Here is a 23,936-nt window from a genome sequence, read left to right on the forward strand (position 1 = left end):
GTGTCGTGGCCTGTCCGCGACACGATTCGAGTCAAACAGCCGCCTCTGACAAAAACGGGTGGGCAGCCTCGGGGGTGGGTTGCCGCGGCACATGGACGAGTAGTGTGACCCTTCAGCGAGAGACAATCTCTGACGACTGATTGGGGACCTGGGGGCCCCAAGCCCTCACGGGGGCGTCGTCGAATCCGAGGGGGACACTGGATGCGCACATCGTTGAATGATCTGGCCGGACAGCGGGTATTGCTGGTGGCCAGCACGGGGGGACACCTGCAACAGCTGTCTCGGCTGGCTCCGCGACTGGGGCTGGGCGAGGGCTGCGAGTGGGTGACCTTCGACACTCCGCAGAGCCGCTCCCTGTTGGCGGGCCAGACCGTGCACTACGTGCCCTATGTGGCCCCCCGCGACTGGCGGAACATCATTCGTGCGTACCGGGCCACCCGCACCCTGCGGCGGGAATTCGACGCGACCCTGTCCACCGGCGCGGGGCTGGCCCTCGGCGTGCTGCCGAGCATGGCGGCCAAGGGCAAGAAGGCGGTCTTCATCGAGTCCATCTCCCGCGTCCAGGGGCCCTCGGTGACCGGACGGATCCTGTCCCGGCTGCCACGCATCGGCCTCTACGCCCAGCACGGCTGGGCCTACGGCCCGTGGCGCAAGGGCCCTTCGGTCCTTTCCCTCTACCGCGCGAGCGAGCCGGCCGACGCCCCCAGGCCCGCTCGTCGCATCTTCGTCACCCTGGGCACCATCAAGCCCTACCGCTTCGACCGCCTCGTCGAGCTGGTCACGGCCTACGCCTCCCAGCACGAGGACGTCGAGGTCCGCTGGCAGCTGGGCTGCACCACCCGCGATGACCTGCCGGGCGAGGTGCACACCCAGATGGGCAGCGACGAGTTCGCCGAATCCATCGCCTGGGCCGACGTGGTGGTCTCCCACGCGGGTGTGGGCATCTGCATGAACATCCTCGACGGCGGCAAGATCCCGGTCCTGCTGCCTCGCGAGGTGGCCCGCGAGGAGCACGTTGACGACCACCAGCGTGAGATCTTCGACTACCTGCTGGAACGCAATCTGGCCGCCGATGCCCGCGAGGCCCTGGCCTCCCGCGAAGCGCTGGAGCGCGTGGCAGCCATCACCGTGGTGAGCAATGAGGAGGACATGATGGACCAGACCAACGCCCAGCAGCCCGAGACCCCGCAGGCCAGCGCGGAGCACCGTGCCGGGCAGCCGGTGGTGGAGCACCTGACGCGCTTGACCGACCCGCTGCGCAACACCCTGCGCCCGCTGCACCGCCGCATCGCCGCCTCGCTGCCGCTGTACTGGCGACGCCAGTACCTCTACTTCGCCGCGATGCTGCACTTCGGGCACTTCAACAACCCGCGCACCTACACCGAGAAGATCAACTGGCGCATCATCCACGATCGTCGCCCCGAGCTGGTGCGCGTCACCGACAAGTTGGAGATGAAGAAGCTGGCGCGCGAGCTGGTTCCCGATCCCGAGCGACTGCGCATCCCGGAGACGCTGTGGGTGGGCACCAATGTCGACGAGATCCCTGACGAGTTGCTGAGCCAACGCCTGGTCCTCAAGCCCAACGACGGTTGCGGCGACGTGCTCTTCCTGCCCGCCACCCGGGACGAGGTGCGCGAGGCCACCGCCGACTGGCTGGATGGCGAGCAGAGCGAGCAGCTGGGCGAATGGGCCTACTCGCAGGCCCGCCGCCTGATGTTCATCGAGGAGCGGGTGCCCGGTGAGGGCGCCCCCAATGACTACAAGTTCAAGGTCTTCGACTCCGAGGCCGTCGAGGTGGAGGTGCACACCGGTCGCTTCGACGACCACCGGTGCAGCCACTACGACCGCGACTGGAACAAGTACGACGTGGAGGCCAGCTACATCCCGGCCGCCGGTCCGCTGCCCCGCCCAGCCCTGCTGGACGAGATGTTCCAAGTGGCCTCGGATCTGGGCAAGGGATGGGACTTCATGCGCGTCGACCTCTACGAGGCCAACGGCGAGATCTGGTTCGGGGAGTACTCCTGCTACCCCAGCGGTGGCGTGATTCGCTTCGTCCCGAAGTCCTTCGACGACTGGATGGGCTCCTTGTGGACCCTGCCCAGCCTGGACGAGGTTCGTGGATGAGCAGCAAGCGCCCAGTCGTCCTCATGGTGGGCCCCGACACCCAGGCGATCGGTGGCATGGGGTCGGTGGCGGTCACCCTGGCCCGCACCGCCGAGGAGCGCGGTGACTTCGACGTGCGCCTGCTGGCCTCCGGCGGCGGCAAGGGAGCACGGGGGTGGGCGGCCTGGCCCGGAGCCCTGTGGAGCGCGGCACGCACCCCGGCCAACCTGGTGCACCTTCATGTGGCCAGCCGCGGCAGCACCTGGCGCAAGGCCAGCTTTGCCGCGGTGGCGCGGGCGCGCCGGCTCCCCTACGTGATCCATCTGCACGGGGCCGGCTACGTCGGCTTCCTCGACTCGCTGGACTCCCCTCGCCTGGCCGCCGCGCGCCGTTTCTACGGCGGTGCCGCCCGCACCATCACCCTGGGACAGAACTGGCGTGAACTGGTGATGGAACGTCTGGGCACCAGCCCCGAACGAACGCTCGTGGTCGCCAATGGCGTGCAGGAGGTGCCGCGCCTCCAGCCGCAGAAGACCATCGTCCATCTGGGGGAACTGACCAGACGCAAGGGTGTCGACGTGCTGCTCGAGGCGGCCGCCGGCGTGCTGCGCGAAAACCCCGACTGGCGACTCGAACTGGTCGGCCCCACACCGGAGCCCGACCTGGTTGAGCGTGCCGAGACACTGGGCCGCGAGCTCGAGGGCCGGGTGGTCGTCGTGGGGCCCAAGCATGGCGACGAGAAGCTGCCCTACCTGGGCGCCGCGGGCGTCTTCGTGCTGGCCAGCCGACACGAAGGTCTTCCGATGGCGATGCTGGAGGCCATGTCGGCCGGCGTGCCGGTGGTCGTCACCCCGGTGGGTGCCATCGAGGAGGTCATCACCGACGGGGCCAATGGTCGCCTCGTCCCACCGGCTGACGTCGAGGCGCTGGCCGCAGCCCTGCGCGAGCTGCTCGGCGACGAGGGGCTCCGGGAGCGGCTGGGGAGCTCCGGGCGCGCCACGTGGCAGGAACGTTTCAGCGGCGAGGCCATGCTGGAGGGCATCCAGTCGGTCTGGAGCCAGGTGCTGCAGGAGACCGGTGAGCTGCCGCCCTCGGCCAGTGGCCCGGCCGAGGTGACGGTGGTGATCCCCACCGTGGGCCGTGACAGCCTGGCAGGGGCCGTCGCGTCGGCACTGGCCCAGGACGGCGACGACCTGACGGTTCGGGTCATCGTCGTCAACGACTCCGGTTCCCCCCTCGAGCACGACTTCGACGAACGCGTCCAGGTGATCGACACTGCCGGACGCACCGGTGTCTCGGCGGCCCGCAACCGTGGGCTGGAAGCGGTCACCACACAGTGGTTCGCCTTCCTCGACGACGACGACCGGCACCGGCCGGGGCACCTGCGCGCCGCCATCGACACCCTGCGCGCGAACCAGGCGGACATCTACTTCTGCCGGGCCCAGGTGCACCAGGCCACCGGATCCAGCCGAGTGGAACCGGCCGAGCTGTTGGCGGGACGCAGCCTGGTCGACTACCTCACCGGACTGTCGAACTGGCGCAGCCGCAGCCGTCGCGTCATCACCCCGACGGTGGTGGCGCATTCCCGGTGGGCCTCGCACCGATTCGACGAGTCGATGCGGGCCTCCGAGGACACCTGGTGGCTGCTCACCGCAGAACGCAGTGGCGCCCGCGTGGTGGCCGGCGAAGGGGTGCAGGTCGACGTCCAGGCCGATGCCGGACGCGACCGCTCCCGACGAGCCGGCGCCCCGCACCCCCTGGCGACCAAGCTCGAACAGTCGATGCCGGAGCAGTTGCCCGCCTACCTGGTGGGTCGGCAGGGACGGGCCGCGGCCCGCGCCGGGGATCCCGCCGAGGTGTTGCGCGTGGCCCGCCGGGTACGCCAGGTGGGTGGATCGCCACGACTGTGGCCCGTCCTGGGCGTCGAGCTGGCTGCCTCGGTGGCCGTCGCGGTGGCATCGAAGGTGAGCAGATGATCCTTCAGCGCATCCGGTCCCACTCCGGTGTGCTGGCCCTGGCCTCACGGCTGCTCGGTGCAAGCGTGCTTGCCCAGGTTGCCGTGCTGGCAGCCATCGCGCTGGTCTCGCGAGACCTGCAACCGCGCGACTTCGCGCTGTACGGAGCCGTCAGCGGTGCTGCCGGCATCGCCGCCAGCATCAACACGATGGCCGCCGAGACACGAACCCCGGTGGTGGACGACCAGACCAGCCAGGTGCTCAACCGCGCCGGGTTCACCACCCTGACCGCCATCAGCCTGCTGACCGTGATCGCCGGCCTGGTGGCCTGGCCCCTCTCCCGCCCCGTCGGCTGGGTACTGGTCCTGTCGGCGCTGTGCGCCTGGTGCACCGGGAGCCAACAGTTGCTCAACGGCATCGTGCTGAGACGACAGCTGCAAAAGGTGTTGGCCGACGGTCGGGTCTCGCAGGGCCTCTCCAATGCCGTCCTGCTCATCGTGCTGTGGCAACTGGGAGTGCCCGGCTTCCTGGTGCTGGTGCTGGCCTGGCTGCTCTCCCTGCTCATCGGGGTGGGTGTGGTGTACCACCGCGGGGCGAGGGGGCACCTGCCCCGCGCCATCGCCAGCCAAGAAGACCTGCGCGTGCTGCGCCACCAGGTGGGGGGCCAGCCGGTGGCGAACCTGTTGTCCTCCTCGGTCTCCAGCATGCCGCCGCTGCTGCTTCCCGCCGTGGGACAGCACCTGACGGCCGGCATCTGGGCCCTGGTGAGCCGCTTCCTCAACCCCGTGGTCAACACGACCTTCGCCACGCTCCAGCCCCTCTACTACGGCGAGGCCGCCGAGCACGTCCGGCATGACCGGATGCCGCAGCTGCGCCAGTACCACCGCCGCTGGATGACCGCCATGGTGCTGGCCGGCATCCCCTTCGCCCTGGGCAGCGTGGTCATCACGATGTACCTGCTGCCATTGCTGGGCCCGCAGTGGAAGGTGGGATGGCTGCCGGCGCTGACCGGTGCCATCTACTACACGGCCATGTTCAGCTGCCTGCCGCTGTCACAGACCCTGCAGATGCTCGGCCGGATCCGTCTTGCCCTGCGGTGGACGGTTGTACGGTGCATCGTGAGCCTGGCCCCGCTGGCCCTGATCGGCCTGCTGGGCGGGCAGCGTGCGCTGCTGGGCTGGGCGATCGGCGCGGCCGCCACCTTCTACTGGCAGTTCTGGCTGCACCGCACCAGTCTTCGCTCCGAGCCAGCGCCCCGCCGGCGATCGCTCGCAGCCCATCATGAATCACCGCTCACACAGGAAGAGTCACCAATGTCAGACCAACTCCCCAGCCCGGCCCGATCGCTGGCCGAGGCCTGGCTTCCTGCCATCCGACGCAGTCTGGGCTGGGTACTCGCACTCACCCTGGTGGGTGCCTTGGCCGGTGCCCTCGCGGCCAAGTCAATGCCCAAGTCCTACGAGGCCTCGACGCAGATGATCCTGCTGCCGGCCAGCGGCAAGGACTCGGGCGAGATCGCCAGCAGCACCACCGTGGCCAAGTCGCTCGCCTCCTCCTACGCGCATGCCATCACCTCCACCAGCGTGCTGACCAAGGTGCTGGCCACCACCGGGAGCTCGCAGAGCGTCGCCGACCTGCAGGAGAACATCTCCACCATCGTCCAGGACGACACCGTCGTGATCGACCTGACCGTGGAGGACGAGAGCGCCGAGGGCGCGGCCAAGCTGGCCAATGCCATCAGCACCGAGTTCATCAAGCAGTCCCCCACCCTGATGCCCAAGCAGACGCGCAATGCGGCGGTGCTGGAGCTCAAGCCGCTGCGCGTGGCCACCCCGCCGGCCTCCCCCAGCTCACCCGGCATGCGCGCGCTGGTTCCGATCGGGGCCTTCCTGGGCCTGTCCGTGGGTCTGGCGGCAGCAGTGCTGCGGCCCCGCCCCAAGACCACTCCATGAGCAGTGCCCCTGCCACCCCGCTGGCACATCTGCTGGCGCTGGGCCTGGGAGTCGCCCTGGTGCAAGCGCCGTGGTCGGGCTGTGCCGAGCTGGGGTGCCTGCTGATCCTCGGGGTGCTGTTCTGGCGGCGGCCGCGCTTCGAGGTGGGCAGTCCCCTGCTCTTGCTGCTGCTGGCTGCATGGCTGGGCCTGTCGATGCTGTGGTCGGTCGACGCCTTCGGCACCGTGAAGGCCGCCGTGCGCAGCTGCCTGTTGCTGGCCACCGGGGTGATGCTGGTGCGTTCGCACCGGTGGCGCGACGTGGTCGCGAGCCTGGCGATCGGCACCGGAGGGCTGTGTGCCCTGGCCATGGTGTGGGTGGCCCTCTACCCGTCGGAGGCGATCGACCACAACGGACTCAAGGGCATGACCCCGCACAACAACACCATGGGTTACATCGCCGCGGTGGCCCTGGTGAGCTCACTGCTCGCGTGGGGACTGCCGCGCCTGCTGCGGTGGCCGCTGGTGGCCCTGACGGCGATCACCCTGTTGCTGAGCGATTCGATGACCTCCTGGCTCGCGGCGGCCTCAGGGCTGCTGGTGGCCGCGGTCCTGCCTTGGCTGCGCCGTCGCAGTCAGGCCATGCAGCGCGCCCTGGGCGTGCTCACCGTGGGTTCACTGGTCTGCCTGGCCTACCTGTCCACCGCCGTGCCGGTGACCGCCCTGCTGGGGCGCGACGCCACCTTGACCGGTCGGACGAACATCTGGCCGGCCGTGCTGGAGGTGGCTCACCGGCGCTGGCTCTTCGGTTGGGGTCATGGTGCCCCTTGGCTGGAGGGCTCCTGGATCCGGGAATGGGCCCACTACCGCTTCAATTTCCCCATGCAGACCGCCCACAACGCGATGCTCGAGAACTACCTGCAGCTGGGCCTGGTGGGCACGGTGCTGGTCAGCCTGCTGTGCCTGTTCGCGGCCCTGCGACTGCTGCACGCCTTCCGGGCGACGGGGCAGGCGGTGGCGCTGCTGGCGCTGTTGACCCTGCACCTGGTGCACGGCATGGCCGAGGCCACCCAGTCCGCCTTCCTCGCCTGGCTGGTGCTGGGCATCGTGTGGAGCGCCCGACCGCGGCTGGCCGGGCCCCCGACACCGATGAGGGCAGCCTCAGCGCCCCTCGGCCAGGCGCTCACGGAAGGCGTGCCAGGCAGGCCGGGCGCGCAGCTCTTCGTCCAGTAGGCAGGCCTCGCCCTCACCCTCGATCACTTCCTCCACCCAGCCCCAGCGGTCGCTGAAGGACCAGACGGTGAAGGCCACACATCGGCTCTGGTCCAGGCAGACGTCGAGCAGTTCCCGGTAGGCCTCGGCTTGCTTCTGGTAGGGCTTCTTGCCCTTGGCCGGTACCTTGATGCGCACGTCGGCCTCGGTGATCATGACGTCGAGGTCCAGTTCGGCCACCCGGGCCAGCTGGTCGGCAGCCCCGTCGGGGATTCCCGCACGAGCCTTCTCGTGGCCCTGGAAGCCGACCCCGTGGATCGGGACGCCGTCGCGCTTCAGCTGCGAGACCAGCTCGAACTGGGCGTCGGCCTTGGGCCCGTTGGCCAGGGTGCCGTAGTCGTTGAGGTAGAGCTTGGCCTTGGGATCGGCCTCATGGGCCCAGCGGAAGGCATCGGCGACGATCCCCGTGCCACAGGCCTGCACGAAGGGGTTCTCCTTTCGAGGCTCGCCCTTCTCGTCGAAGATCTCGTTGGCCACGTCCCAGTGCCAGATCTGCCCCCGGTAGCGGCCCACCACGGTGGTGATGTGCTCCCGCAGTATCGTGGAGGCCTGGTCGCAGGAATCGGCATCCTGCTTCACCCAGTCGGGAAGCGAGCCGTGCCACAGCAGGGCGTGTCCCCTGACCTGTTGGTTGTTCTGCTTGGCCACCTTCATCACGGTGTCTGGTCCGCTCCAGTCGAAGCGACCGGGCGAGCCCTGCACCAGCCCCCACTTGAAGGCGCGGTCCGGCGTCACGGAGCCGAAGTTCTGGGCCAGGATCTCGCGATAACGTTCGTCCGCCAGGGCCTTCGGATCGTCGCTGAGCGCCGTGCCCACCACGAAGCCCTCGGGCACCTCCAACGGTGTCACCTCGTCGGTGGTCTCCTCCTCGGGCTGGCCGCAGGCACCGGCAGTGATGGCCATGGCGAGGGCCAGGACAACGGTCAGTGAGCGCGAGGGACGCCTGGAGCGAGCAGAGCTGAACATGCAGGCGATCCTATGTGCCGGACAGGCCCCGCGTCGGGGCCTCCCCAGCTGGCTCTCAACTCCATCGGAGAGGCTGCCGTGGTGACACTACCCACCCAGGTTCCCCTCCCACTCCGCGACCGCCTGCGACCCGTGCACCGACGGATCGCCGCCGCCTTCCCACTGCGTTGGCGACGCCACTACCTGCACATGATGGCGCTCGGGCGCCCGGGCAACTTCGCCCAGCCACGCACCTTCAACGAGAAGATCAACTGGCGGATCCTCAACGACCGCCGCCCCGAGCTGGTGCGCACCTGCGACAAGCTCCAGATGAAGCAGATGGCCCGCGAGCTGGTGCCCGATGCCTCCCAACTGCGCATCCCCCAGACCCTGTGGGTCGGCACCGACCCCGACCAGATCCCCGAGCACCTGCTCTCCCGTCCGGCGATTCTCAAGCCCAATGACGGCAGCGGACAGGTGGTCTTCCTACCTGCCTCACGCGAGCAGGTGCGGCAGCAGACCGCGACGTGGTTGACGGGCGAGCAGAGTGAGCGGCTGGGTGAGTGGGGCTATGGCCAGGCCGAGCGCGTCATGCTGTTGGAGGAGCTCATCCCCTTCGACGACGACCTGCCCGACTACAAGTTCCACGTCTTCGACGGCAAGGCCCAGCTGCTCGGCATCCACACCGGCCGCTTCGGGACCCACTGCTGTTCCTGGTACGACCGGCAGTGGCAGCGGCTGGACCTGCGCACCAACCACATGCCCTCCGCCGGAGAGATCCCGGCCCCCGAGCAGGCGGAACTGATGTTCGAGCTGGCCGAGCGGCTGGGCCAGGGGTGGGACTTCATGCGCGTGGACCTCTACCTCTCCGAGGGGCAGGTGTGGTTCGGGGAGTTCTCGCCCTACCCGAACGGGGGGCTGACCCGTTTCCTGCCCGGCAGCTGCGATGCCGCACTGGGCGAGCACTGGAGTCTTCCCTCGGCCGAACCCCACGACACACCTCGAACAGATGTTTGATTCATTCCTTCGGGAGCACTAGACTTCCCGCATGGCCACAGGGGAGCAGAAGAAGTCCACCACCGCACGTCGCTCCGTCGGACGCCCCAGCGACGAACAGGTTCGGCGGGAGCTGGCGGGCAGGGGCCGGATGAAGGCCTTGCCCGACGGCCCTGCTGATCAGGACGGCCTGACTCCCCGCCAGCGTCGAGTGCTCGAGATCATCCGCGACACCACCGCTCAGCGCGGCTATCCGCCCAGCATTCGCGAGATCGGCGAGGCGGCTGGCTTGGCAAGCTCCTCCAGCGTGGCCCATCAGCTCAAGCAGCTCGAGATCAAGGGCTTCATCCACCGCACCCCCGGCCAGCCGCGCGCCATGGAGGTGCACCTGCCAGAGTCGATGCAGCCCAGTCCGCCCAGGCTTGCAGGGCAGGAGGCAGCCGAGGACATCGACCTGACAGACATTGGTGACGCCTTCCCCAGTGCCGTGAACGTTCCGATGGTCGGCAGGATCGCGGCAGGTGGCCCCATCCTCGCGGAGGAACGCGTCGAGGACGTCTTCGCCTTGCCCAAGCAGTTGGTGGGCGAGGGCACCATCTTCATGCTGGAGGTGCGCGGCGATTCGATGATCGATGCCGCCATCTGCGACGGCGACTGGGTCGTGGTGCGCCAGCAGGACGATGCCAACAATGGTGAGATCGTCGCCGCGCTGCTGGACGACGAGGCCACCGTCAAGACCTTGAAGAAGACCCCGGGGCAGGTGTGGCTGATGCCGCACAACGAGGCCTATTCCCCCATCGACGGCAACCACGCCAAGATCCTCGGCAAGGTGGTCGCCGTGCTGCGCAAGGTATGACGGCCAGCCCTGTCCGCTGCGTCAACGGGGCGGGATGATGGCGATCTTCTGCCACACCTTGCGCGCCATGTCAGAGGTCAGGCCCTCGATGCCCTCCACGGCGTCGAGCACGTCGCCATCGGTGGTGTCCTCGGCGAACAAGGCCGCAGTCTTGCCCACCAGGGACAGCATCTCGGAACACTGTTCCAGATAGGCCCCCAGCTCAGGTGGAGCCATTTCGTCACGTCCGGGGATCTTGGTGAGCTGGTGCATGTCGATCACGTGGGCCAGCGATCGCAACCGGTGCAGCACTCGCAGGATGCGAGCCCTTTCCATCCGTTCGGGAACCGCCAGCAGGAAGAGCACCGCCAGACCACCGAAGACCAAGTTGTTGATGATGGTCTCCAGCAGCGGTAGGAAGTCCACGGCCTGGAACTGCCCACCCCGCACCAGGTCCAACATCGCCAGACCGACGGTCCCGGACAGGAAGGCGACCACCAGCAGCACCGCCAGGCGGGACAGCAGACGAGCCGCTCGAATGCGGCGTTGACTCAACCCGTCCCGGGTGGCCACCTCGTCCACCAGCGCCACCAGTTCGCCGCAGACCTCCCACAGGGTGCGATTGGGAAAACGCTCCCGAACCCGCCCCTGGAGTTCGGCCGTCGCCCTGCGGACCCGGGCATGCTCCAAGCGTTGGAAGTGGCTGCCCGCGGGCGGGCCATCGTCGTGTCCGTCGGGTCGTGGCGTGGTCTGGGCCATCACTTTGCCTCCTGCAGCCGTCGCAGCGCCTGCACGGCCACCTCGCGGTCCTTGGTCATCCAGAAGTCCGGCATCGAGGCACGCAGGAAGCCACCGTAGCGTGCCTTGACCAGGCGCGGGTCCAGCACCGCCACCACGCCCCTGTCCGTGACACGACGGATCAGGCGTCCGGAGCCCTGGGCCATCAGCAGGCCCGCGTGGGTGGCGGCCACCGCCATGAAGCCATTGCCCCCGGCCTCCGCTACGGCCTGCTGGCGAGCCTGCATCAGCGGATCATCCGGCCGAGGGAAGGGGATCTTGTCGATGATCACCAGCTCGCAGGTCTCCCCCGGCACGTCGATGCCCTGCCACAGGCTCACCGTGCCGAACAGGCAGACCTCGGGCTCGGCGATGAAACGCCTGGTCAGGTCGGACAGTTGCGCGTCGCCCTGGCACAGGATGGTCATCTTCGGTAGCTGCTTGCGCACATGGGCCGCCGCCACCTCCGCGGCCTTCTGCGAGGCGAAGAGCCCCAAGGTACGGCCACCCGCCGCCCAGACCAGTTCCGCGATCTCGGCCAGCGCCTCCTGGGTGATCCCCTCGCGTCGAGGATTGGGCAGACTGGTGGCGCAGTACAGGATCCCCTGCCGGGAGTACGTGAAGGGCGTGCCGACGTCCAACGCCCGCCAGGCCAACGGATTGTCCGGGTCGTGGCCTTCACCCTCCAACCGATCCGCCTTGCGCAGACCGATCTGGCCTGCCACCTGGTTGAAGTCACCGCCGATCTTGAGCGTCGCCGAGGTCATGATGGTGGTGCTCTCACCCAGCACCCGCTCGCGCATCAGGCCGGCCACGCTCAGCGGCGCCACCTGCGCCTGACGTCCGAAGCGGTCGCTCTCGCTGACCCACACCACGTCATTGCTGGACAGCTCCGCCATCCGTTCCGCGATGTCGAAGACCTCCTTGGCAGCAGACTGTGCCTGCTGCTGCTCCGGATCCACGTCCTTGCGCGACTTGTCCCCGGACTTGCCACCCAGCCCGCTCACCACACGGCGCGAGACGTCACGGATCGTCTCGAAGGCGGTCGTGGCGCTGCCCGGCTGGGTGATGCGGCCGGGTTCCACGTCGTCCAGCGCCACCCGCAGCATGTCGGCGCTCTCCAGGAATTCCAGGCCCAGCTCGTCGCTCAACCACGGCAGGGTGCGCTTGGCGACGCGCTCCACCAGCTGCGGGCCGAGCTCCGCGCTGGCCGCGCCGGTCACCCGACCCACCAGTTCATGGGCCTCGTCGATGATCACGATCTCGTGTTCGGGCAGCGCCGTGCCGCCGTGCATGGCATCGATGGCGAGCAGCGCGTGGTTGGTGACCACCAGCTGCGCGGCACGCGCCTTCTCACGGGAGGCCTCGACGAAGCACTCCTGCCCGTGGGGGCAGCGCTGCGCCCCCAGGCATTCCCGCACCGGCATGGAGACCAGACCCCAGGCTCGCGGACTGTGGCTGGGGGCATCGTCACGGTCGGCGAGCCCGCCACTGGCCAGTTCCTCCTCGGCCCATTCGCGCAACATCACCACCTCGGCGCCCAGCACCGATTCGGCATCGGCGCTGCCCTGCTTGAGGTCGGTGGTCAGGTCGGCGCCGCCCAGCAGGGTGTCCTGGTCATTGACGACCCCGTCGCGGGTCTTGAGCAGACAGGCGTAATTGGTGCGGCCCTTCAGGATGGCGTGCCCGGGTTCACGGCCGGTGACCTCACGGACGGCCTTGAGCGCATTGGGGATGTCGGTATTGGCCAGCTGGGCCTGCAGCGCCAGGGTGGCGGTGGCCACCACGATGCGCTGCTTGGTGCCCTGGACGTGCAGCAGGGCGGGAGCCAGGTAGCCCAGCGACTTGCCGGTGCCGGTGCCGGCCTGCACCAGCAGGTGTTCCCCGGTGTCGATGGCCTGTTCGATGGCGGCCGCCATCTGTTGCTGGCCTTCGCGCGGCGTGCCACCGATCGCTGCGACCGCCGCCTGCAGGACGTCCTCGGAGGTCACGTCGGAGGCGGGTCTCTGCTGGGCTTCGGGCATCCCTCAAGCCTACCCGGGATGCACCTCGAAGGCCTTCAGCTCGCCTCCCAGCTCGGGGTGCACCCGGGCCACGACGCGGGTCCCCTCCCCGGTGTGCTCCAGGGTGATCAGCTGACCGTGCTTGTGGATCTTGTCCACCAGGTCACCGCGCTCGTAGGGGATCATGGCCTCGATGCTCACCTCGGGGCTGGGCAGCCGACTCTCTGCGATGGCTCGCAACTCGGCGATGCCCTCCCCGGTGCGGGCGGAGACGAAGACGGCCTCGGGGAACTGGGTGCGCAGCATCTGCAGCGCCTCGGGTTCGGCCGCGTCGATCTTGTTGATCACCAGCTGCTCGGGCACCTGGCTGGCGTCGATGTCATTGAGCACGGTGCGCACGGCCTGCACCTGCCCCACCGGATCGGGATCCGAGCCGTCGACGACGTGCAGGAGCAGGTCGGCCTCGTTCGATTCCTCCAGGGTGGACTTGAAGGCCTCCACCAGGTCGTGCGGCAGGTGCCGGACGAAGCCCACCGTGTCGGTCAACGTGTAGACCCGGCCGTCGGGAGTGGTGTGGCGGCGGGTGGTGGGATCCAGCGTGGCGAACAGGGCGTTCTCCACCAGCACACCGGCATCGGTCAGGCGGTTGAGCAGGGAGCTCTTGCCGGCATTGGTGTAACCGACGATCGCGATGGACGGGATGCGGTTGCGACGGCGGTCGGCACGCTTGTTCTCACGCGTGGCGTCCAGCTCGCGCATCCGGCGACGCAGGATCGCCACGCGGGTGTTGATGCGGCGACGATCGGTCTCGATCTTGGTCTCACCGGGGCCGCGGCCACCGATGCCGGCTCCTCCCGCGGCCTGGCCACCGGCCTGGCGTGACAGGTTGCCGCCCCAGCCACGCAAGCGTTGCCGCAGGTACTGCAGCTGGGCCAGTTCCACCTGGGTCTTGCCCTCGACGCTCTTGGCATGCTGGGCGAAGATGTCGAGGATCAGTGCGGTGCGGTCGATCACCTTGACCTTCACGCGATCCTCCAGGTTGCGCAGCTGGGCGGGCTGCAGCTCACCGTCGCAGATCACCGTGTCGGCGCCGGTGGCCACCACCACCTCGCGCAGCTCGTCCACCTTGCCTCGGCCGATGTAGGTGGCAGGGTCGGGCGACTTGCGCCGCTGGATGAGCCCTTCCAGCACCTGGGCGCCGGCGGTCTCGGAGAGCAGCTTCAGCTCGGTCATGGCATTCTCGGCGTCACGCTCGGTGCCCTTGGTCCACACGCTGATCAGTACGACGCGTTCCAGCTGCAGGTCTCGGTACTCGACCTCGCTGATGTCGTCGACCTGGGTGGACATGCCGGCCACTCGCTTGAGCGAGAGGCGGTCGGCCAGGTCCTGCTGCATCCCGTCGGGGTGTTCCTCCGGGTCATCACCCCACGGATCGAGGTCTGCGTCGTCGTAGAGGTCGTCGAAGTCTTCCGGATCGGGGCCGGGCTGCTGGCTGGGGCGTCGTGTCATCGTTGTCCAAGCTTGACACCACAACTCGCCCAAGACCAGCGATTTTCCTCAACGGGCTGTCGGGCCACGTCCGCAGACCAGTGCCCGATCGGTCCTGCTCAGGGCAGGTCCGGCAGGTGGGCCTCTCCGTGGGCCACGATCGCCGCAGGGCCGGTGAGGAAGGCGCCTCCTCGACACAAGTCCACCTCGACGGTCCCGCCAGGCACCTCGACGCGCACCGTGGCCTCCCCCAGTCCGAGGCGTCGAGCGTGGGCGGCCGCGGCCGCCACCGTGCCGGTGCCACAGCTCATCGTCTCGCCCGAACCCCGCTCATGGACCCTCATCCTGATGTGGTCCGGGGCCAGCACCTCCACGAATTCGACGTTCACGCCTTCGGGGAAGGCCGAGGCCGGAAGCCACTGGGGCTGGTGGGAAAGATCGATCTCATCCAACGGGCAGTCCTCGCCCGGGAAGCACACGGCGTGGGGATTGCCCACGTCCACGGTGATGGCCGGCCACTGCCGGCCGTCGCTGCTGATGGTGAGCTCCGGATCGGAGCAGGTCACCTCACCCAGGTCGATCCGGATCCGTCCGTCGCGCTGCGGCCAGGCGTGGCGCAGGCCCGCCCGGGTGGCCACCTGGATCTCCTCGCCCGCGTCGAGGCCCTCCTCCAAGAGGTAGCGCACGAAGACGCGCAGCCCGTTGCCGCACATCTGGGGAATCGAGCCGTCGGCATTGCGGTAGTCCATGAACCACAGGTCTGGGTCTCCGTCCCATTCCGGGATCGAGGAGGCAAGGGTGACGCGCAAGAGGCCGTCGCCGCCGATGCCGGCCCGGCGGTCGCACAGGTGGCGCACGTCGGAATCGGTGAGTTTGAGCATGCAGTGGCGATCACGCAGGATCACGAAATCGTTGAGCGTGCCGTGCCCCTTGGCGAACTTCCAGGTCCTCATGCCCGTCCACGCTACCGAGAATCCACCACGATCGTTCACTTGCCCACAGTTTCAGCAGGCGAAGGGTCGCAGGTGCCTCACCGTAGCGCCGCGAGCACCTGGTCGACGATGACGCCCCCATTGCCCGGGTCGCCCGCCGGCAACCACTGCACCCGGGGATCGCGACGAAACCAGGCCAGCTGTTTGCGCGCGAAGCGTCGGGTGCCGCTCTTGGTCCGCTCCTTGGCCTCCTGCTCGGTCAGCTCGCCGTCGAGGAATTGCAGCACCTGCCGGTAGCCAAGGGCGCGGGAGGCGGTCAGCCCCTCGCGCAGGCCCTGCGGCAGCAGGCCCCGCACCTCCTCGACGAGCCCGTCGGCCCACATCTGGTCCACCCGGACGTCGATGCGCTGGTCCATCTGCTCACGATCCAGCTCCAGCCCGAACTGCAGGACGTGCTCGAGGGCATAGCTCCACTCGGGAAGCTGCGGCGTGAAGCCACCGGTGAGCTCCAGCACCTCCAGGGCCCGCACGATCCGACGGCCATTGCCGGGAAGGATGGAGGCAGCAGTCTGCGGGGCACGTTGCGCCAGCTCGGTATGCAGGGCTTCGGGCCCCACCTCGGCCAGACGCGCCTCGTAGCGGGCACGCACCTCGGGGTCTGTCCCCGGGAAGGTCATCTCGTCCAGGATCGCGTGCACGTAGAGCGCCGAGCCCCCCACCAGCACCGGAATGATCCCGTGTGTGCGCAGCTCGGCGATGACCTGCCGGGCCTGCTGCTGGAAGTCGGCCACCGAGGCGGTCTGGGTGACATCGTTGGTGTCCACCAGGTGGTGCCGGACCAGGGCCAGTTCCTCGGCGGTGGGCTTGGCGGTGCCGACGTCCATCCCGCGATAGACCAGCATGGAATCGACATTGACGATCTCACTGGGACGTCCGGCCTCCTGGAGACGCAGGGCCACGTCGATCGCCAGGCTCGACTTTCCGGAGGCGGTGGGTCCGTTGATCACGACCAAGGGCAACTTCACCTCGCCATTGTCCCCTGCCACGCCGGTCGGCGCGATTCAGCTTCAAGCGCACACCACCCACCGCCCTTGCCCCCGCCGCTGCACGGCAGGCAGTGTGGAGACGTCACCACGAAACCACCCCACCGGGGGTGGACAACGAGAGGACAGACATCATGGGCATCTTCGACAAGGCCAAGGACGCGCTGGGCGGCAACCAGGGCAACCACGCCGACAAGGCGCGCGAGACCATCAACCAGCACGAGGCCAAGGTCGATCAGGGCATCGACAAGGCTGGCGACGCCCTCGACAGCAAGACCGGCGGCGCGCATGCCGACAAGGTCGACCAGGGCCAGGACTTCCTGAAGAACAAGACCGGCAACCTCTGAGCCACGCCCGTCTGACGACGAGGGGGCGGCCGCAGCATTGCTGCGGCCGCCCCCTTCTCATGTCGCGACTGTCATGTCGGGGCCTGTCGGGCCCGGGGCCGGGTCAGGCCTTCGGCGCTCCGATGCTGGGCATCCCCAGGTTGACGCCGGTGGGCGCGGCAGGCGCGTCGTGGCGGGCCTGCCAGGCATCGCCGCCGCGAGTGCGACGCAGGTTCGTGATCCCGCCGTCGGCATTGAGGTGGTGCGGCGCGGCATAGCTGATGGTGGTGGTGGCGATGTCGCCGGGGCGGGGGCGCAGCTCCGGGTCCGTCGGGACGGTGACGTGCACCAGCCGGTTGTCGCGGGCGCGGCCGGTCATGCGATGTGTCTCGGCGTCCTTCTTGCCCTCACCCGCGGCGAACATCACCTCCACCTCGGTGCCCTCGAGCTTCTGGTTCTCCTCCCAGGCGATCCGGTTGACCAGCTCCACCAGCCGCTCGTAACGGGCCTGGACCACGGGCTTGGGCACCTGGTTGTCCATCACGCCAGCCGGGGTGCCGGGACGAATCGAATACTGGAAGGTGAAGGCCGCACTGAAGCGGGACTGCTCCACCACGCGCATGGTGTCCTCGAAGTCCTCGTCGCTCTCGCCCGGGAAGCCGACGATGATGTCGGTGGTGATGGCCGCCTGGGGAATCTTGGAACGCACCTCGTCCAGGATTCGCAGGAACTTCTCGCTGCGATAGCTGCGGCGCATCTCGCGCAGCACCTTGTCGGAGCCGGACTGCAGCGGCATGTGCAGGCTCGGCATCACGTTCGGCGTCTCGGCCATCGCATCGATCACATCACTGGTGAAGCTGGCCGGGTGGGGGCTGGTGAAACGCACTCGCTCCAGGCCCTCGATCTCGCCGCAGGCACGCAGCAGCTTGGCGAAGGCACCGCGGTCACCGAACTCGACGCCATAGGTGTTGACGTTCTGGCCCAACAGGGTGATCTCCTGCACGCCCTCGTCCACCAGCGCCTGGATCTCGGCGAGGATGTCGCCGGGGCGACGGTCGGTCTCCTTGCCGCGCAGCTGCGGCACGATGCAGAAGGTGCAGGTGTTGTTGCAGCCCACGCTGATGCTCACCCACGCGGAGTAGGGAGACTCGCGCCGCGTCGGCAGGTTGGAGGGGAAGGTCTCCAGGGCCTCGGCGATTTCCACCTGGCTGGCCTGCTCCACTCGGGCCCGCTCCAGCAGGACGGGTAGCTTTCCCACATTGTGGGTGCCGAAGACCACGTCCACCCACGGCGCCTTGCCGATGATGACGTCGCGGTCCTTCTGGGCCATGCAGCCGCCAACCGCGATCTGCATGCCCGGCCGGGTCCGCTTGATCGCGGCCATGTGCCCCAGCGTCCCGTAGAGCCGGTTGTCGGCGTTCTCCCGCACGGCGCAGGTGTTGAAGACCACCACGTCGGCGCCGCCGGGTTCGGCAACCTCCACGTCGCTGCGCACCAGGCCAGCGCCCTCGAGCAGACCCGAGATGCGTTCGGAGTCGTGGACATTCATCTGGCAGCCGTAGGTGATCACCTGGTAGGTGCGGGAGGGCTGTCCGGCCTCGGCCGGCGCGAGCGTAGTGTGCAGTTCAGACATGGTGGGACAACTCTAGATTGCCCAGGTGCGGTGCGAGGAATCGTGGCCGGATCCCGATGGGGAACCATGACGCGCAGTGTTGGTGGCAGGATCGGCACATGACCGCACCCACCGGAGCCCAGTACACCCTCACCCTGGACGACCAGGAGGCCGTCGTCACCGAGCTGGGGGCCACCCTGCGCTCCTATCGCGTCCAGGGGCGCAACCTGGTCTCCAGCTTCGAGGAGACCCACTCGCCTCTCGGTTGCCAGGGCCAGCACATGATGCCCTGGCCCAATCGGATTCGCGACGGGCGCTGGGTGCACGACGGGGTCCAGTTGCAATTGCCGCTCAGCGAGCCGGAACGCAACAACGCGATCCATGGTCTGGTCTGCTGGGTGCCCTGGACCACGGTCGCCGTCGACGAGACCAGCATCACCCAGCGCTACCTGCTGCATCCCCAGCCGGGCTGGCCCGGCGTGGTGGAACTGCAGCTGACCCATGCTCTCGGGTCCGAGGGGCTGCGCGTCGAGGTGCAGGCCACCAATGTGGGCGAGGTGGGCGTTCCCTTCGGCTACGGGGCGCACCCCTACCTGGTGGCCCCCGGCCAGGCCCTTGGTGAATGCACGCTGCAGGTGCCCTTCGAACAGCTGTTGTCGGTGGATGCCCGCTTGTTGCCCGTCGAGTTGCTCGACGTGGAGGGCAGCGTCGCAGATCTGCGCACCGCCCGGCTGTTGGCTGGCATTGGTCTGGACACCGCCTTCACCCGGGCGCAGCGCCACGACGGCCGCTGGCAGGTCGTGTTGTCGGGAGCCGAGCACCGCACGGTGCTGTGGGGTGACGAGAAGCTGCCCTGGTTGCAGCTCTACACGCCGGGCGGCGGACGGACCATCGCGGTGGAACCGATGAGTTGCGGGCCGGACGCCTTCAACCCCGGCCCCACCCATGCCGACCTGGTGCAGCTGGCGCCGGGGGAACAGTTCCGGTGCAGCTGGGGACTGCAGGACCAGACCGTCGACGCGGGCCAGACCATGCACGCTTCGGAGCCGACCCATGACTGACGTCAGCGTGGACTCACCGGTGGTGGAACTGCGCGGCGTCGACAAGTTCTTCGGCACCACGCAGGTCCTGCACGCCGTCGACCTGACCGTCTTGCCCGGCGAGGTGGTGGTCCTGCTGGGACCATCCGGTTCCGGCAAGTCGACGCTGGTGCGCACGATCAACGGGCTGGAGCCAATCCAGGCCGGGCAGGTCTTGGTGAATGGACGACCGCTGCCCACCACGGGCCCCGAACTGGCCGGGGTGCGGGCCCAGATCGGCATGGTCTTCCAGGACTACACGTTGTTTCCGCAGCACACCGTGCTCGACAACATCACCTTGGCTCCGGTGCGGGTTCGCGGCCTGGACCCGCAACAGGCACGCGACGAGGCCGAGCAGTTGTTGGAACGCGTGGGGCTGGGCGGATTTGGTGAGCGGATGCCGTCCCAGATCTCCGGCGGTCAACAGCAGCGTGTGGCCATTGCCCGCGCCCTCGCGATGCACCCCAAACTGATCCTGCTGGACGAGCCGACCAGCGCCTTGGACCCGCCGATGGCCCACGAAGTGCTGAAGGTGATGCTCGACCTGGCCTCCGACGGCATCACCATGGTGGCGGTCACCCACGAGATGTCCTTCGCACGCCATGCCGCACACCGGATCGTCTTCATGGCTGACGGCCGGGTGGTGGAAGAGGCACCGCCACAGCAGTTCTTCGCCGCCCCGCGCACGGATGCGGCAAAGGACTTCCTGGCCACCCTGTCCTGACGCCTGTGGAGCGCCACTGCCCCATGGATACCCTGGCCGCTGGGTGCCTGGGTCTGGGTGTTGGGTCTGGGTGCCCGGATCAGTGGGCGATCTCGGTTGCGCGTGACTCCCGCACCACGGTGACGCGGATCTGACCCGGGTAGGTCAGCTCGTCCTGGATCTCGTGGGCGATGTCGCGGGCCAGCGCATGCGAGGCCGTGTCGTCGACGTGGTCGGGGCTGACCATCACCCGCACCTCTCGGCCGGCCTGCATGGCGAAGACCTTCTCGACGCCGTCATGAGAGGCCGCGATCTCCTCGAGCCGATCGAGGCGTTGCACATAGGCCTCCAGCGACTCGCGACGAGCGCCGGGACGCGAGCCCGAGATGGCGTCCGCGGCCTGGGTCAGGACCGCCTCCACCGTGCTCGGCTCCACCTCGTTGTGGTGGGCGGCGATGGCGTGCACGATGTCCTCGCTCTCGCCGTGGCGGCGCGCCAGCTCGGCACCGACCATGGCATGGGTGCCCTCCACCTCGTGGGTGAGTGCCTTGCCGATGTCGTGGAGGAAGGCCGCACGCTTGCAGGTGGGCACGTCCAGCCCCAGTTCGGCGGCCATCATGCCCGCAATGTGGGCGCATTCCACCAAGTGGCGCAGCACGTTCTGGCCATAGCTGGTCCGGTAGCGCAGGGCACCCACGACGGGAACCAGGGCCGGATCCAGGTCCGAGATCCCCACCTCGGCGAGCGCGTCCTCAGCCGAACGGAGGATCTTGTCCTGGATGCGGGCGGTGGCACGCTCGTGAACCTCTTCGATGCGCGCCGGGTGGATGCGCCCATCGGCGACCAATTCCGCCAGGGTCAGCCGACCGATCTCTCGTCGCACCGGATCGAAACAGCTCAACAGCACCGACCCGGGGGTGTCGTCGATCATCACGTTGACGCCGGTCACCTGTTCGAAGTGCCGGATGTTCCTGCCCTCCCGGCCGATGATGCGCCCCTTCATCTCATCGCTGGGCAGGTCGAGGGTGCTCACCACGGACTCCGAGGTCTGCTCGGCGGCAAGGCGCTGGATCGCGGTGACGATGATCCCCCGCGCACGGGTCTCGGCCTCGCGGCGTGCCGTGCGTTCGATGTCGCGCGCCAACGCCGTTGCTTCCAGCCGCGCCTCGTGCTCCACCCGTGCCAGCACCTCGGCCCGTGCCTGTTCCTGGTCGAGCTCTGCGATGCGCTCCCGCTCGGCATTCACCTGCTCCAAGGCCTGCGCCGCCTCGGCCCGGGCCTGGGCCAGTTCCTCACGAGCCTGCTGCTGTGACTGCTCCGCCTGGGCCCGCACCTCGACGAGCTGGGCGGAGCGTGCCTCCAAGGACTGGCTCTCGGAGAGCAGCCTTTCCTCCCGCTCGCCAAGCCGCTGTTCGCGCATCTCCAGGGTGCTGCGCAGCTGACGCAGGTCGCTGCGTTCCTGCCGCAGTTGGTCTTCGGCAGCCCGGCGTGTGCCCTCGGCCTCCTCCGCCTGGCGACGAAGATCTGCCTGGGCCTGTTCCAGCTCCAGCCTCGTGGCGTGCTGCCGCTCCTGCTCGGTGCGGGCCTTTTCCTCCAGCCCGTCACGCTGCCGGTGGGCGTCGCCCAGCTGGTCGTGCAATTCCTCGATGCGGGTCCGCGCCTCGGCGAGTTCCTGCTGCACTCCTTCCAGGACCTGTTGGTGCTGCGCCTGGCGCTCAGCCTCCCCCTCGGTGGCCGCCGCGGCGCCCAGCGCCTGCTCGGTGGCGGCTGGTGCGGACAGTCCACGACGCAGCAACTGGACCAGCAGGACCAGGACGACGAGCGACACCAGCCAGCTCAGAACCAGCGCGAGCCAAAGCCAGGTGGTCATCTTTCCTCCTTGTCAATGGGAGGCGACGTCAAGGCGACGGGTGCCGGACACCTCGACCGCACAAGCGGTCGCTCGAGGTCCAGCCGGTCATATCGCCCGGCACCAAGGTCAGGCGAACCGGGAAAGAACTGTCGGACAGATCGCTGCCCAACCACCAGTCGAAGTGAAGCGCTTCTCCAGTTGTGAGGCTATTGCCGCCCATCGTCAGGTGCAAGACGCCCCTGGTCACTAGGTCTCCGGATCACCAAGGCTCTGGATCACCAAGGCTCTGGGGCAGGATCCTCCCCCTGCATCACGCTGCGCACCACCTCGGCCACCACCGAGGACGAATATCCCTTGCGGGCCAAGGCCCCTGCCATCCTGCGGTAGGCCACCTCGCGGGGCAGGTTCTGCACCTGCCGCCACTTCTTCTGGGCGAGCACGGTGGCCAGTTCCACCTCGTCCTCGTGACCGATCCCCGACAGGGTGTCCTCGATCAGGTCTCGATCCACGCCCTTGGTCTGCAGCTCGCGCCGTACCGCGGCGCGTGACAGCTTTCTGCTGTTGCGGCGAGCGCGGGTCCACTGCTGCGCGAAATTCTCGTCATTGAGCAAGCCGACCTCTTCGAAGCGGTCGAGCAGCTCGACGATGGTGTCCTCGGGAACGTCCTTGGCCGCGAGCTTGTCCCCCAATTCCTGCCGGGAGTGGTCGCGCATCGTCAGGATGCGCAGCGCGATCTCGCGCGCCACTTCCATCGGGTCCGCATCGGGACCGTCGGCCTGCGGGGGCGCCTCCCCCGCAGGCCGTGCTCGACGACGTTGCTGGAAGCCCACGATCAGAAGGCGATCTCGCCCGTCACCGGGTCGACGCCCTCGGGAACGCTCTCCTGCTGGGATTCCTCGCCCATGCCCAGAGCCGTGAGGATCTTGCCTTCCAGCTCGGCAGCCACCTCGGGGTTGTTCTTCAGGAAGTTGCGCGCATTCTCCTTGCCCTGACCGAGCTGGTCGGTGCCATAGGTGAACCACGCGCCCGCCTTGCGGATCACGCCATGCTCGACTCCCATGTCGATCAGGCTTCCCTCGCGGCTGATGCCCTGGCCGTAGAGGATGTCGAACTCGGCCTGCTTGAAGGGGGGTGCCACCTTGTTCTTGACCACCTTCACACGGGTGCGGTTGCCCACCGGCTCCGTGCCGTCCTTCAACGTCTCGATACGACGTACGTCCAGGCGCACCGAGGAGTAGAACTTCAGCGCCTTGCCGCCCGTGGTGGTCTCGGGCGATCCGAACATCACACCGATCTTCTCGCGCAGCTGGTTGATGAAGATGGCAGTGGTGCCGGCCTGGCTCAGGGCACCGGTCATCTTGCGCAGGGCCTGGCTCATCAGACGAGCCTGCAGACCGACGTGGCTGTCACCCATCTCGCCCTCGATCTCGGCGCGCGGGGTCAACGCGGCCACCGAGTCGACCACGATCAGTGCCAGGGCGCCGGAACGCACCAGCATGTCGGCGATCTCCAGGGCCTGCTCACCGTTGTCGGGCTGGCTGACCAGCAGCGCGTCGGTGTCGACCCCCAACTTCTGCGCATAGTCGGGATCGAGCGCGTGCTCGGCGTCGATGAAGGCGCAGATGCCGCCCTCCCGCTGGGCATTGGCGATGGCATGCAGCGCGACGGTGGTCTTGCCGCTGGACTCCGGGCCATAGATCTCGACGATGCGGCCACGCGGCAGTCCGCCGATGCCCAGCGCGATGTCCAGGGCCACCGAACCGGTGGGGATGAAGGCGATGGGCAGCCTGGTCTCTTCGCCCAGCCGCATGACGGTGCCCTTGCCGTGCTGCTTCTCGATCTGTGCGAGTGCAGCCTCAAGGGCCTTCTGACGATCTGCAACAGCCATGACGGCCTTCCTTCCTTGCCCGGGTTCGGCCCGGTAGAGATGTTCGTCGAACCAACACCACAGACTCTAGAAATCGCCACTGACAATTCTTCGGCCCGCACCGAAGACTGTGGACAATCCCGGGTGTGGACCACTTCTCAGCAAACGACGTGAGGCAATGCCCGCTTCGATCACCAGCAACAGTAGAACATGCGTTC

At 68.3% G+C, this 23,936-nt stretch carries 19 protein-coding genes; 9 read left to right on the forward strand and 10 right to left on the reverse strand.

The window, feature by feature from the left end; translation table 11 throughout:
- Positions 1–201: 201 nt before the first annotated feature.
- The 4 genes from ACOAMO_RS14650 to ACOAMO_RS14665 are packed head-to-tail and all read left to right on the forward strand — an operon-like array spanning position 202 to position 7,221.
- Entirely contained in the window at positions 202–2,124 is a 1,923-nt protein-coding gene (locus ACOAMO_RS14650; RefSeq protein ID WP_420175473.1) for an ATP-grasp fold amidoligase family protein, read from the forward strand.
- The gene (locus ACOAMO_RS14655; RefSeq protein ID WP_420175474.1) at positions 2,121–4,079 is read left to right on the forward strand and encodes a glycosyltransferase; all 1,959 of its coding nucleotides are present in this window, start codon (positions 2,121–2,123) and stop codon (positions 4,077–4,079) included. Before ACOAMO_RS14650 ends, ACOAMO_RS14655 begins: the two co-directional genes overlap by 4 nt.
- Positions 4,076–6,010 carry a Wzz/FepE/Etk N-terminal domain-containing protein gene (locus ACOAMO_RS14660; protein ID WP_420175475.1) on the forward strand — a complete coding sequence of 645 codons (1,935 nt, stop codon included), beginning with the start codon at positions 4,076–4,078 and terminating at the stop codon, positions 6,008–6,010. Before ACOAMO_RS14655 ends, ACOAMO_RS14660 begins: the two co-directional genes overlap by 4 nt.
- Positions 6,007–7,221, forward strand: coding sequence for an O-antigen ligase family protein (locus tag ACOAMO_RS14665; protein ID WP_420175476.1), 1,215 nt, complete (start codon positions 6,007–6,009; stop codon positions 7,219–7,221). Before ACOAMO_RS14660 ends, ACOAMO_RS14665 begins: the two co-directional genes overlap by 4 nt.
- On the opposite strand, the gene ACOAMO_RS14670 is transcribed toward ACOAMO_RS14665, so the two are convergent.
- Positions 7,150–8,226 carry an endo-1,4-beta-xylanase gene (locus tag ACOAMO_RS14670; RefSeq protein WP_420175477.1) on the reverse strand — a complete coding sequence of 359 codons (1,077 nt, stop codon included), beginning with the start codon at positions 8,224–8,226 and terminating at the stop codon, positions 7,150–7,152. The two genes, ACOAMO_RS14665 and ACOAMO_RS14670, sit on opposite strands and share 72 nt — an antisense overlap.
- A gap of 132 nt (positions 8,227–8,358) precedes the next feature.
- Here ACOAMO_RS14670 and ACOAMO_RS14675 point away from each other — a divergent pair, with 132 nt between their 5' ends.
- On the forward strand, positions 8,359–9,222 hold the full coding sequence (locus ACOAMO_RS14675; RefSeq protein ID WP_420175478.1) for an ATP-grasp fold amidoligase family protein: 864 nt from the start codon (positions 8,359–8,361) through the stop codon (positions 9,220–9,222).
- A 31-nt stretch (positions 9,223–9,253) separates the two neighbouring features.
- On the forward strand, positions 9,254–10,057 hold the full coding sequence (gene lexA, locus ACOAMO_RS14680) for a transcriptional repressor LexA (protein WP_420175479.1): 804 nt from the start codon (positions 9,254–9,256) through the stop codon (positions 10,055–10,057).
- A 21-nt stretch (positions 10,058–10,078) separates the two neighbouring features.
- On the opposite strand, the gene ACOAMO_RS14685 is transcribed toward lexA, so the two are convergent.
- From ACOAMO_RS14685 to miaA, 5 genes are all read right to left on the reverse strand, one after another.
- The gene (locus ACOAMO_RS14685; RefSeq protein WP_420175480.1) at positions 10,079–10,795 is read right to left on the reverse strand and encodes a hypothetical protein; all 717 of its coding nucleotides are present in this window, start codon (positions 10,793–10,795) and stop codon (positions 10,079–10,081) included.
- Entirely contained in the window at positions 10,795–12,837 is a 2,043-nt protein-coding gene (locus ACOAMO_RS14690) for an ATP-dependent DNA helicase (protein WP_420175481.1), read from the reverse strand. The genes ACOAMO_RS14685 and ACOAMO_RS14690 overlap by 1 nt, the downstream gene beginning before the upstream one ends.
- A gap of 9 nt (positions 12,838–12,846) precedes the next feature.
- Positions 12,847–14,325, reverse strand: coding sequence for a GTPase HflX (gene hflX / locus ACOAMO_RS14695; RefSeq protein WP_420175482.1), 1,479 nt, complete (start codon positions 14,323–14,325; stop codon positions 12,847–12,849).
- Between the two features lie 98 nt (positions 14,326–14,423).
- On the reverse strand, positions 14,424–15,257 hold the full coding sequence (gene dapF / locus ACOAMO_RS14700; protein WP_420175483.1) for a diaminopimelate epimerase: 834 nt from the start codon (positions 15,255–15,257) through the stop codon (positions 14,424–14,426).
- A gap of 77 nt (positions 15,258–15,334) precedes the next feature.
- Positions 15,335–16,261, reverse strand: a complete 927-nt coding sequence (miaA, locus tag ACOAMO_RS14705; protein WP_420175484.1) for a tRNA (adenosine(37)-N6)-dimethylallyltransferase MiaA — start codon at positions 16,259–16,261, stop codon at positions 15,335–15,337.
- A gap of 152 nt (positions 16,262–16,413) precedes the next feature.
- Between miaA and ACOAMO_RS14710 the strand changes: the two genes are divergently transcribed.
- Positions 16,414–16,626: an antitoxin gene (locus ACOAMO_RS14710; RefSeq protein ID WP_420175485.1), complete on the forward strand. Its 213-nt coding sequence runs from the start codon at positions 16,414–16,416 to the stop codon at positions 16,624–16,626.
- Positions 16,627–16,729: 103 nt separating this feature from the next.
- On the opposite strand, the gene miaB is transcribed toward ACOAMO_RS14710, so the two are convergent.
- The gene (miaB, locus tag ACOAMO_RS14715; protein WP_420175486.1) at positions 16,730–18,238 is read right to left on the reverse strand and encodes a tRNA (N6-isopentenyl adenosine(37)-C2)-methylthiotransferase MiaB; all 1,509 of its coding nucleotides are present in this window, start codon (positions 18,236–18,238) and stop codon (positions 16,730–16,732) included.
- A gap of 98 nt (positions 18,239–18,336) precedes the next feature.
- On the opposite strand from miaB, the gene ACOAMO_RS14720 reads away from it, so the two are divergent.
- Positions 18,337–19,278 carry an aldose 1-epimerase family protein gene (locus ACOAMO_RS14720; protein WP_420175487.1) on the forward strand — a complete coding sequence of 314 codons (942 nt, stop codon included), beginning with the start codon at positions 18,337–18,339 and terminating at the stop codon, positions 19,276–19,278.
- Positions 19,271–20,020 carry an amino acid ABC transporter ATP-binding protein gene (locus ACOAMO_RS14725; RefSeq protein WP_420175488.1) on the forward strand — a complete coding sequence of 250 codons (750 nt, stop codon included), beginning with the start codon at positions 19,271–19,273 and terminating at the stop codon, positions 20,018–20,020. The genes ACOAMO_RS14720 and ACOAMO_RS14725 overlap by 8 nt, the downstream gene beginning before the upstream one ends.
- Positions 20,021–20,099: 79 nt before the next feature.
- Here the strand turns inward: ACOAMO_RS14725 and rny are convergent, their stop codons facing one another.
- The 3 genes from rny to recA form a co-directional block, all read right to left on the reverse strand.
- Positions 20,100–21,869, reverse strand: a complete 1,770-nt coding sequence (gene rny / locus ACOAMO_RS14730; RefSeq protein ID WP_420175489.1) for a ribonuclease Y — start codon at positions 21,867–21,869, stop codon at positions 20,100–20,102.
- Positions 21,870–22,126: 257 nt separating this feature from the next.
- A complete protein-coding gene (locus tag ACOAMO_RS14735) occupies positions 22,127–22,681 on the reverse strand; it encodes a regulatory protein RecX (protein ID WP_420175490.1) in 555 nt (184 codons plus the stop codon).
- Between the two features lie 2 nt (positions 22,682–22,683).
- Entirely contained in the window at positions 22,684–23,739 is a 1,056-nt protein-coding gene (gene recA, locus ACOAMO_RS14740; RefSeq protein ID WP_420175491.1) for a recombinase RecA, read from the reverse strand.
- Positions 23,740–23,936 lie beyond the last annotated feature (197 nt).

Source organism: Luteococcus struthionis, from assembly GCF_048595755.1.
In the GTDB taxonomy this organism is placed as follows: Bacteria; Actinomycetota; Actinomycetes; order Propionibacteriales; family Propionibacteriaceae; genus Luteococcus.

Coding starts and splice junctions, on each gene's coding strand:
- lexA (WP_420175479.1), top strand. CDS start 9,254: ATGGCCACAGGGGAGCAGAAGAAGTCCACCACCGCACGTCGCTCCGTC.
- ACOAMO_RS14655 (WP_420175474.1), top strand. CDS start 2,121: ATGAGCAGCAAGCGCCCAGTCGTCCTCATGGTGGGCCCCGACACCCAG.
- ACOAMO_RS14650 (WP_420175473.1), top strand. CDS start 202: ATGCGCACATCGTTGAATGATCTGGCCGGACAGCGGGTATTGCTGGTG.
- ACOAMO_RS14725 (WP_420175488.1), top strand. CDS start 19,271: ATGACTGACGTCAGCGTGGACTCACCGGTGGTGGAACTGCGCGGCGTC.
- ACOAMO_RS14665 (WP_420175476.1), top strand. CDS start 6,007: ATGAGCAGTGCCCCTGCCACCCCGCTGGCACATCTGCTGGCGCTGGGC.
- ACOAMO_RS14685 (WP_420175480.1), bottom strand. CDS start 10,795: ATGGCCCAGACCACGCCACGACCCGACGGACACGACGATGGCCCGCCC.
- ACOAMO_RS14710 (WP_420175485.1), top strand. CDS start 16,414: ATGGGCATCTTCGACAAGGCCAAGGACGCGCTGGGCGGCAACCAGGGC.
- hflX (WP_420175482.1), bottom strand. CDS start 14,325: ATGACACGACGCCCCAGCCAGCAGCCCGGCCCCGATCCGGAAGACTTC.
- miaB (WP_420175486.1), bottom strand. CDS start 18,238: ATGTCTGAACTGCACACTACGCTCGCGCCGGCCGAGGCCGGACAGCCC.
- recA (WP_420175491.1), bottom strand. CDS start 23,739: ATGGCTGTTGCAGATCGTCAGAAGGCCCTTGAGGCTGCACTCGCACAG.
- ACOAMO_RS14690 (WP_420175481.1), bottom strand. CDS start 12,837: ATGCCCGAAGCCCAGCAGAGACCCGCCTCCGACGTGACCTCCGAGGAC.
- ACOAMO_RS14720 (WP_420175487.1), top strand. CDS start 18,337: ATGACCGCACCCACCGGAGCCCAGTACACCCTCACCCTGGACGACCAG.
- rny (WP_420175489.1), bottom strand. CDS start 21,869: ATGACCACCTGGCTTTGGCTCGCGCTGGTTCTGAGCTGGCTGGTGTCG.
- dapF (WP_420175483.1), bottom strand. CDS start 15,257: ATGAGGACCTGGAAGTTCGCCAAGGGGCACGGCACGCTCAACGATTTC.
- ACOAMO_RS14660 (WP_420175475.1), top strand. CDS start 4,076: ATGATCCTTCAGCGCATCCGGTCCCACTCCGGTGTGCTGGCCCTGGCC.
- ACOAMO_RS14670 (WP_420175477.1), bottom strand. CDS start 8,226: ATGTTCAGCTCTGCTCGCTCCAGGCGTCCCTCGCGCTCACTGACCGTT.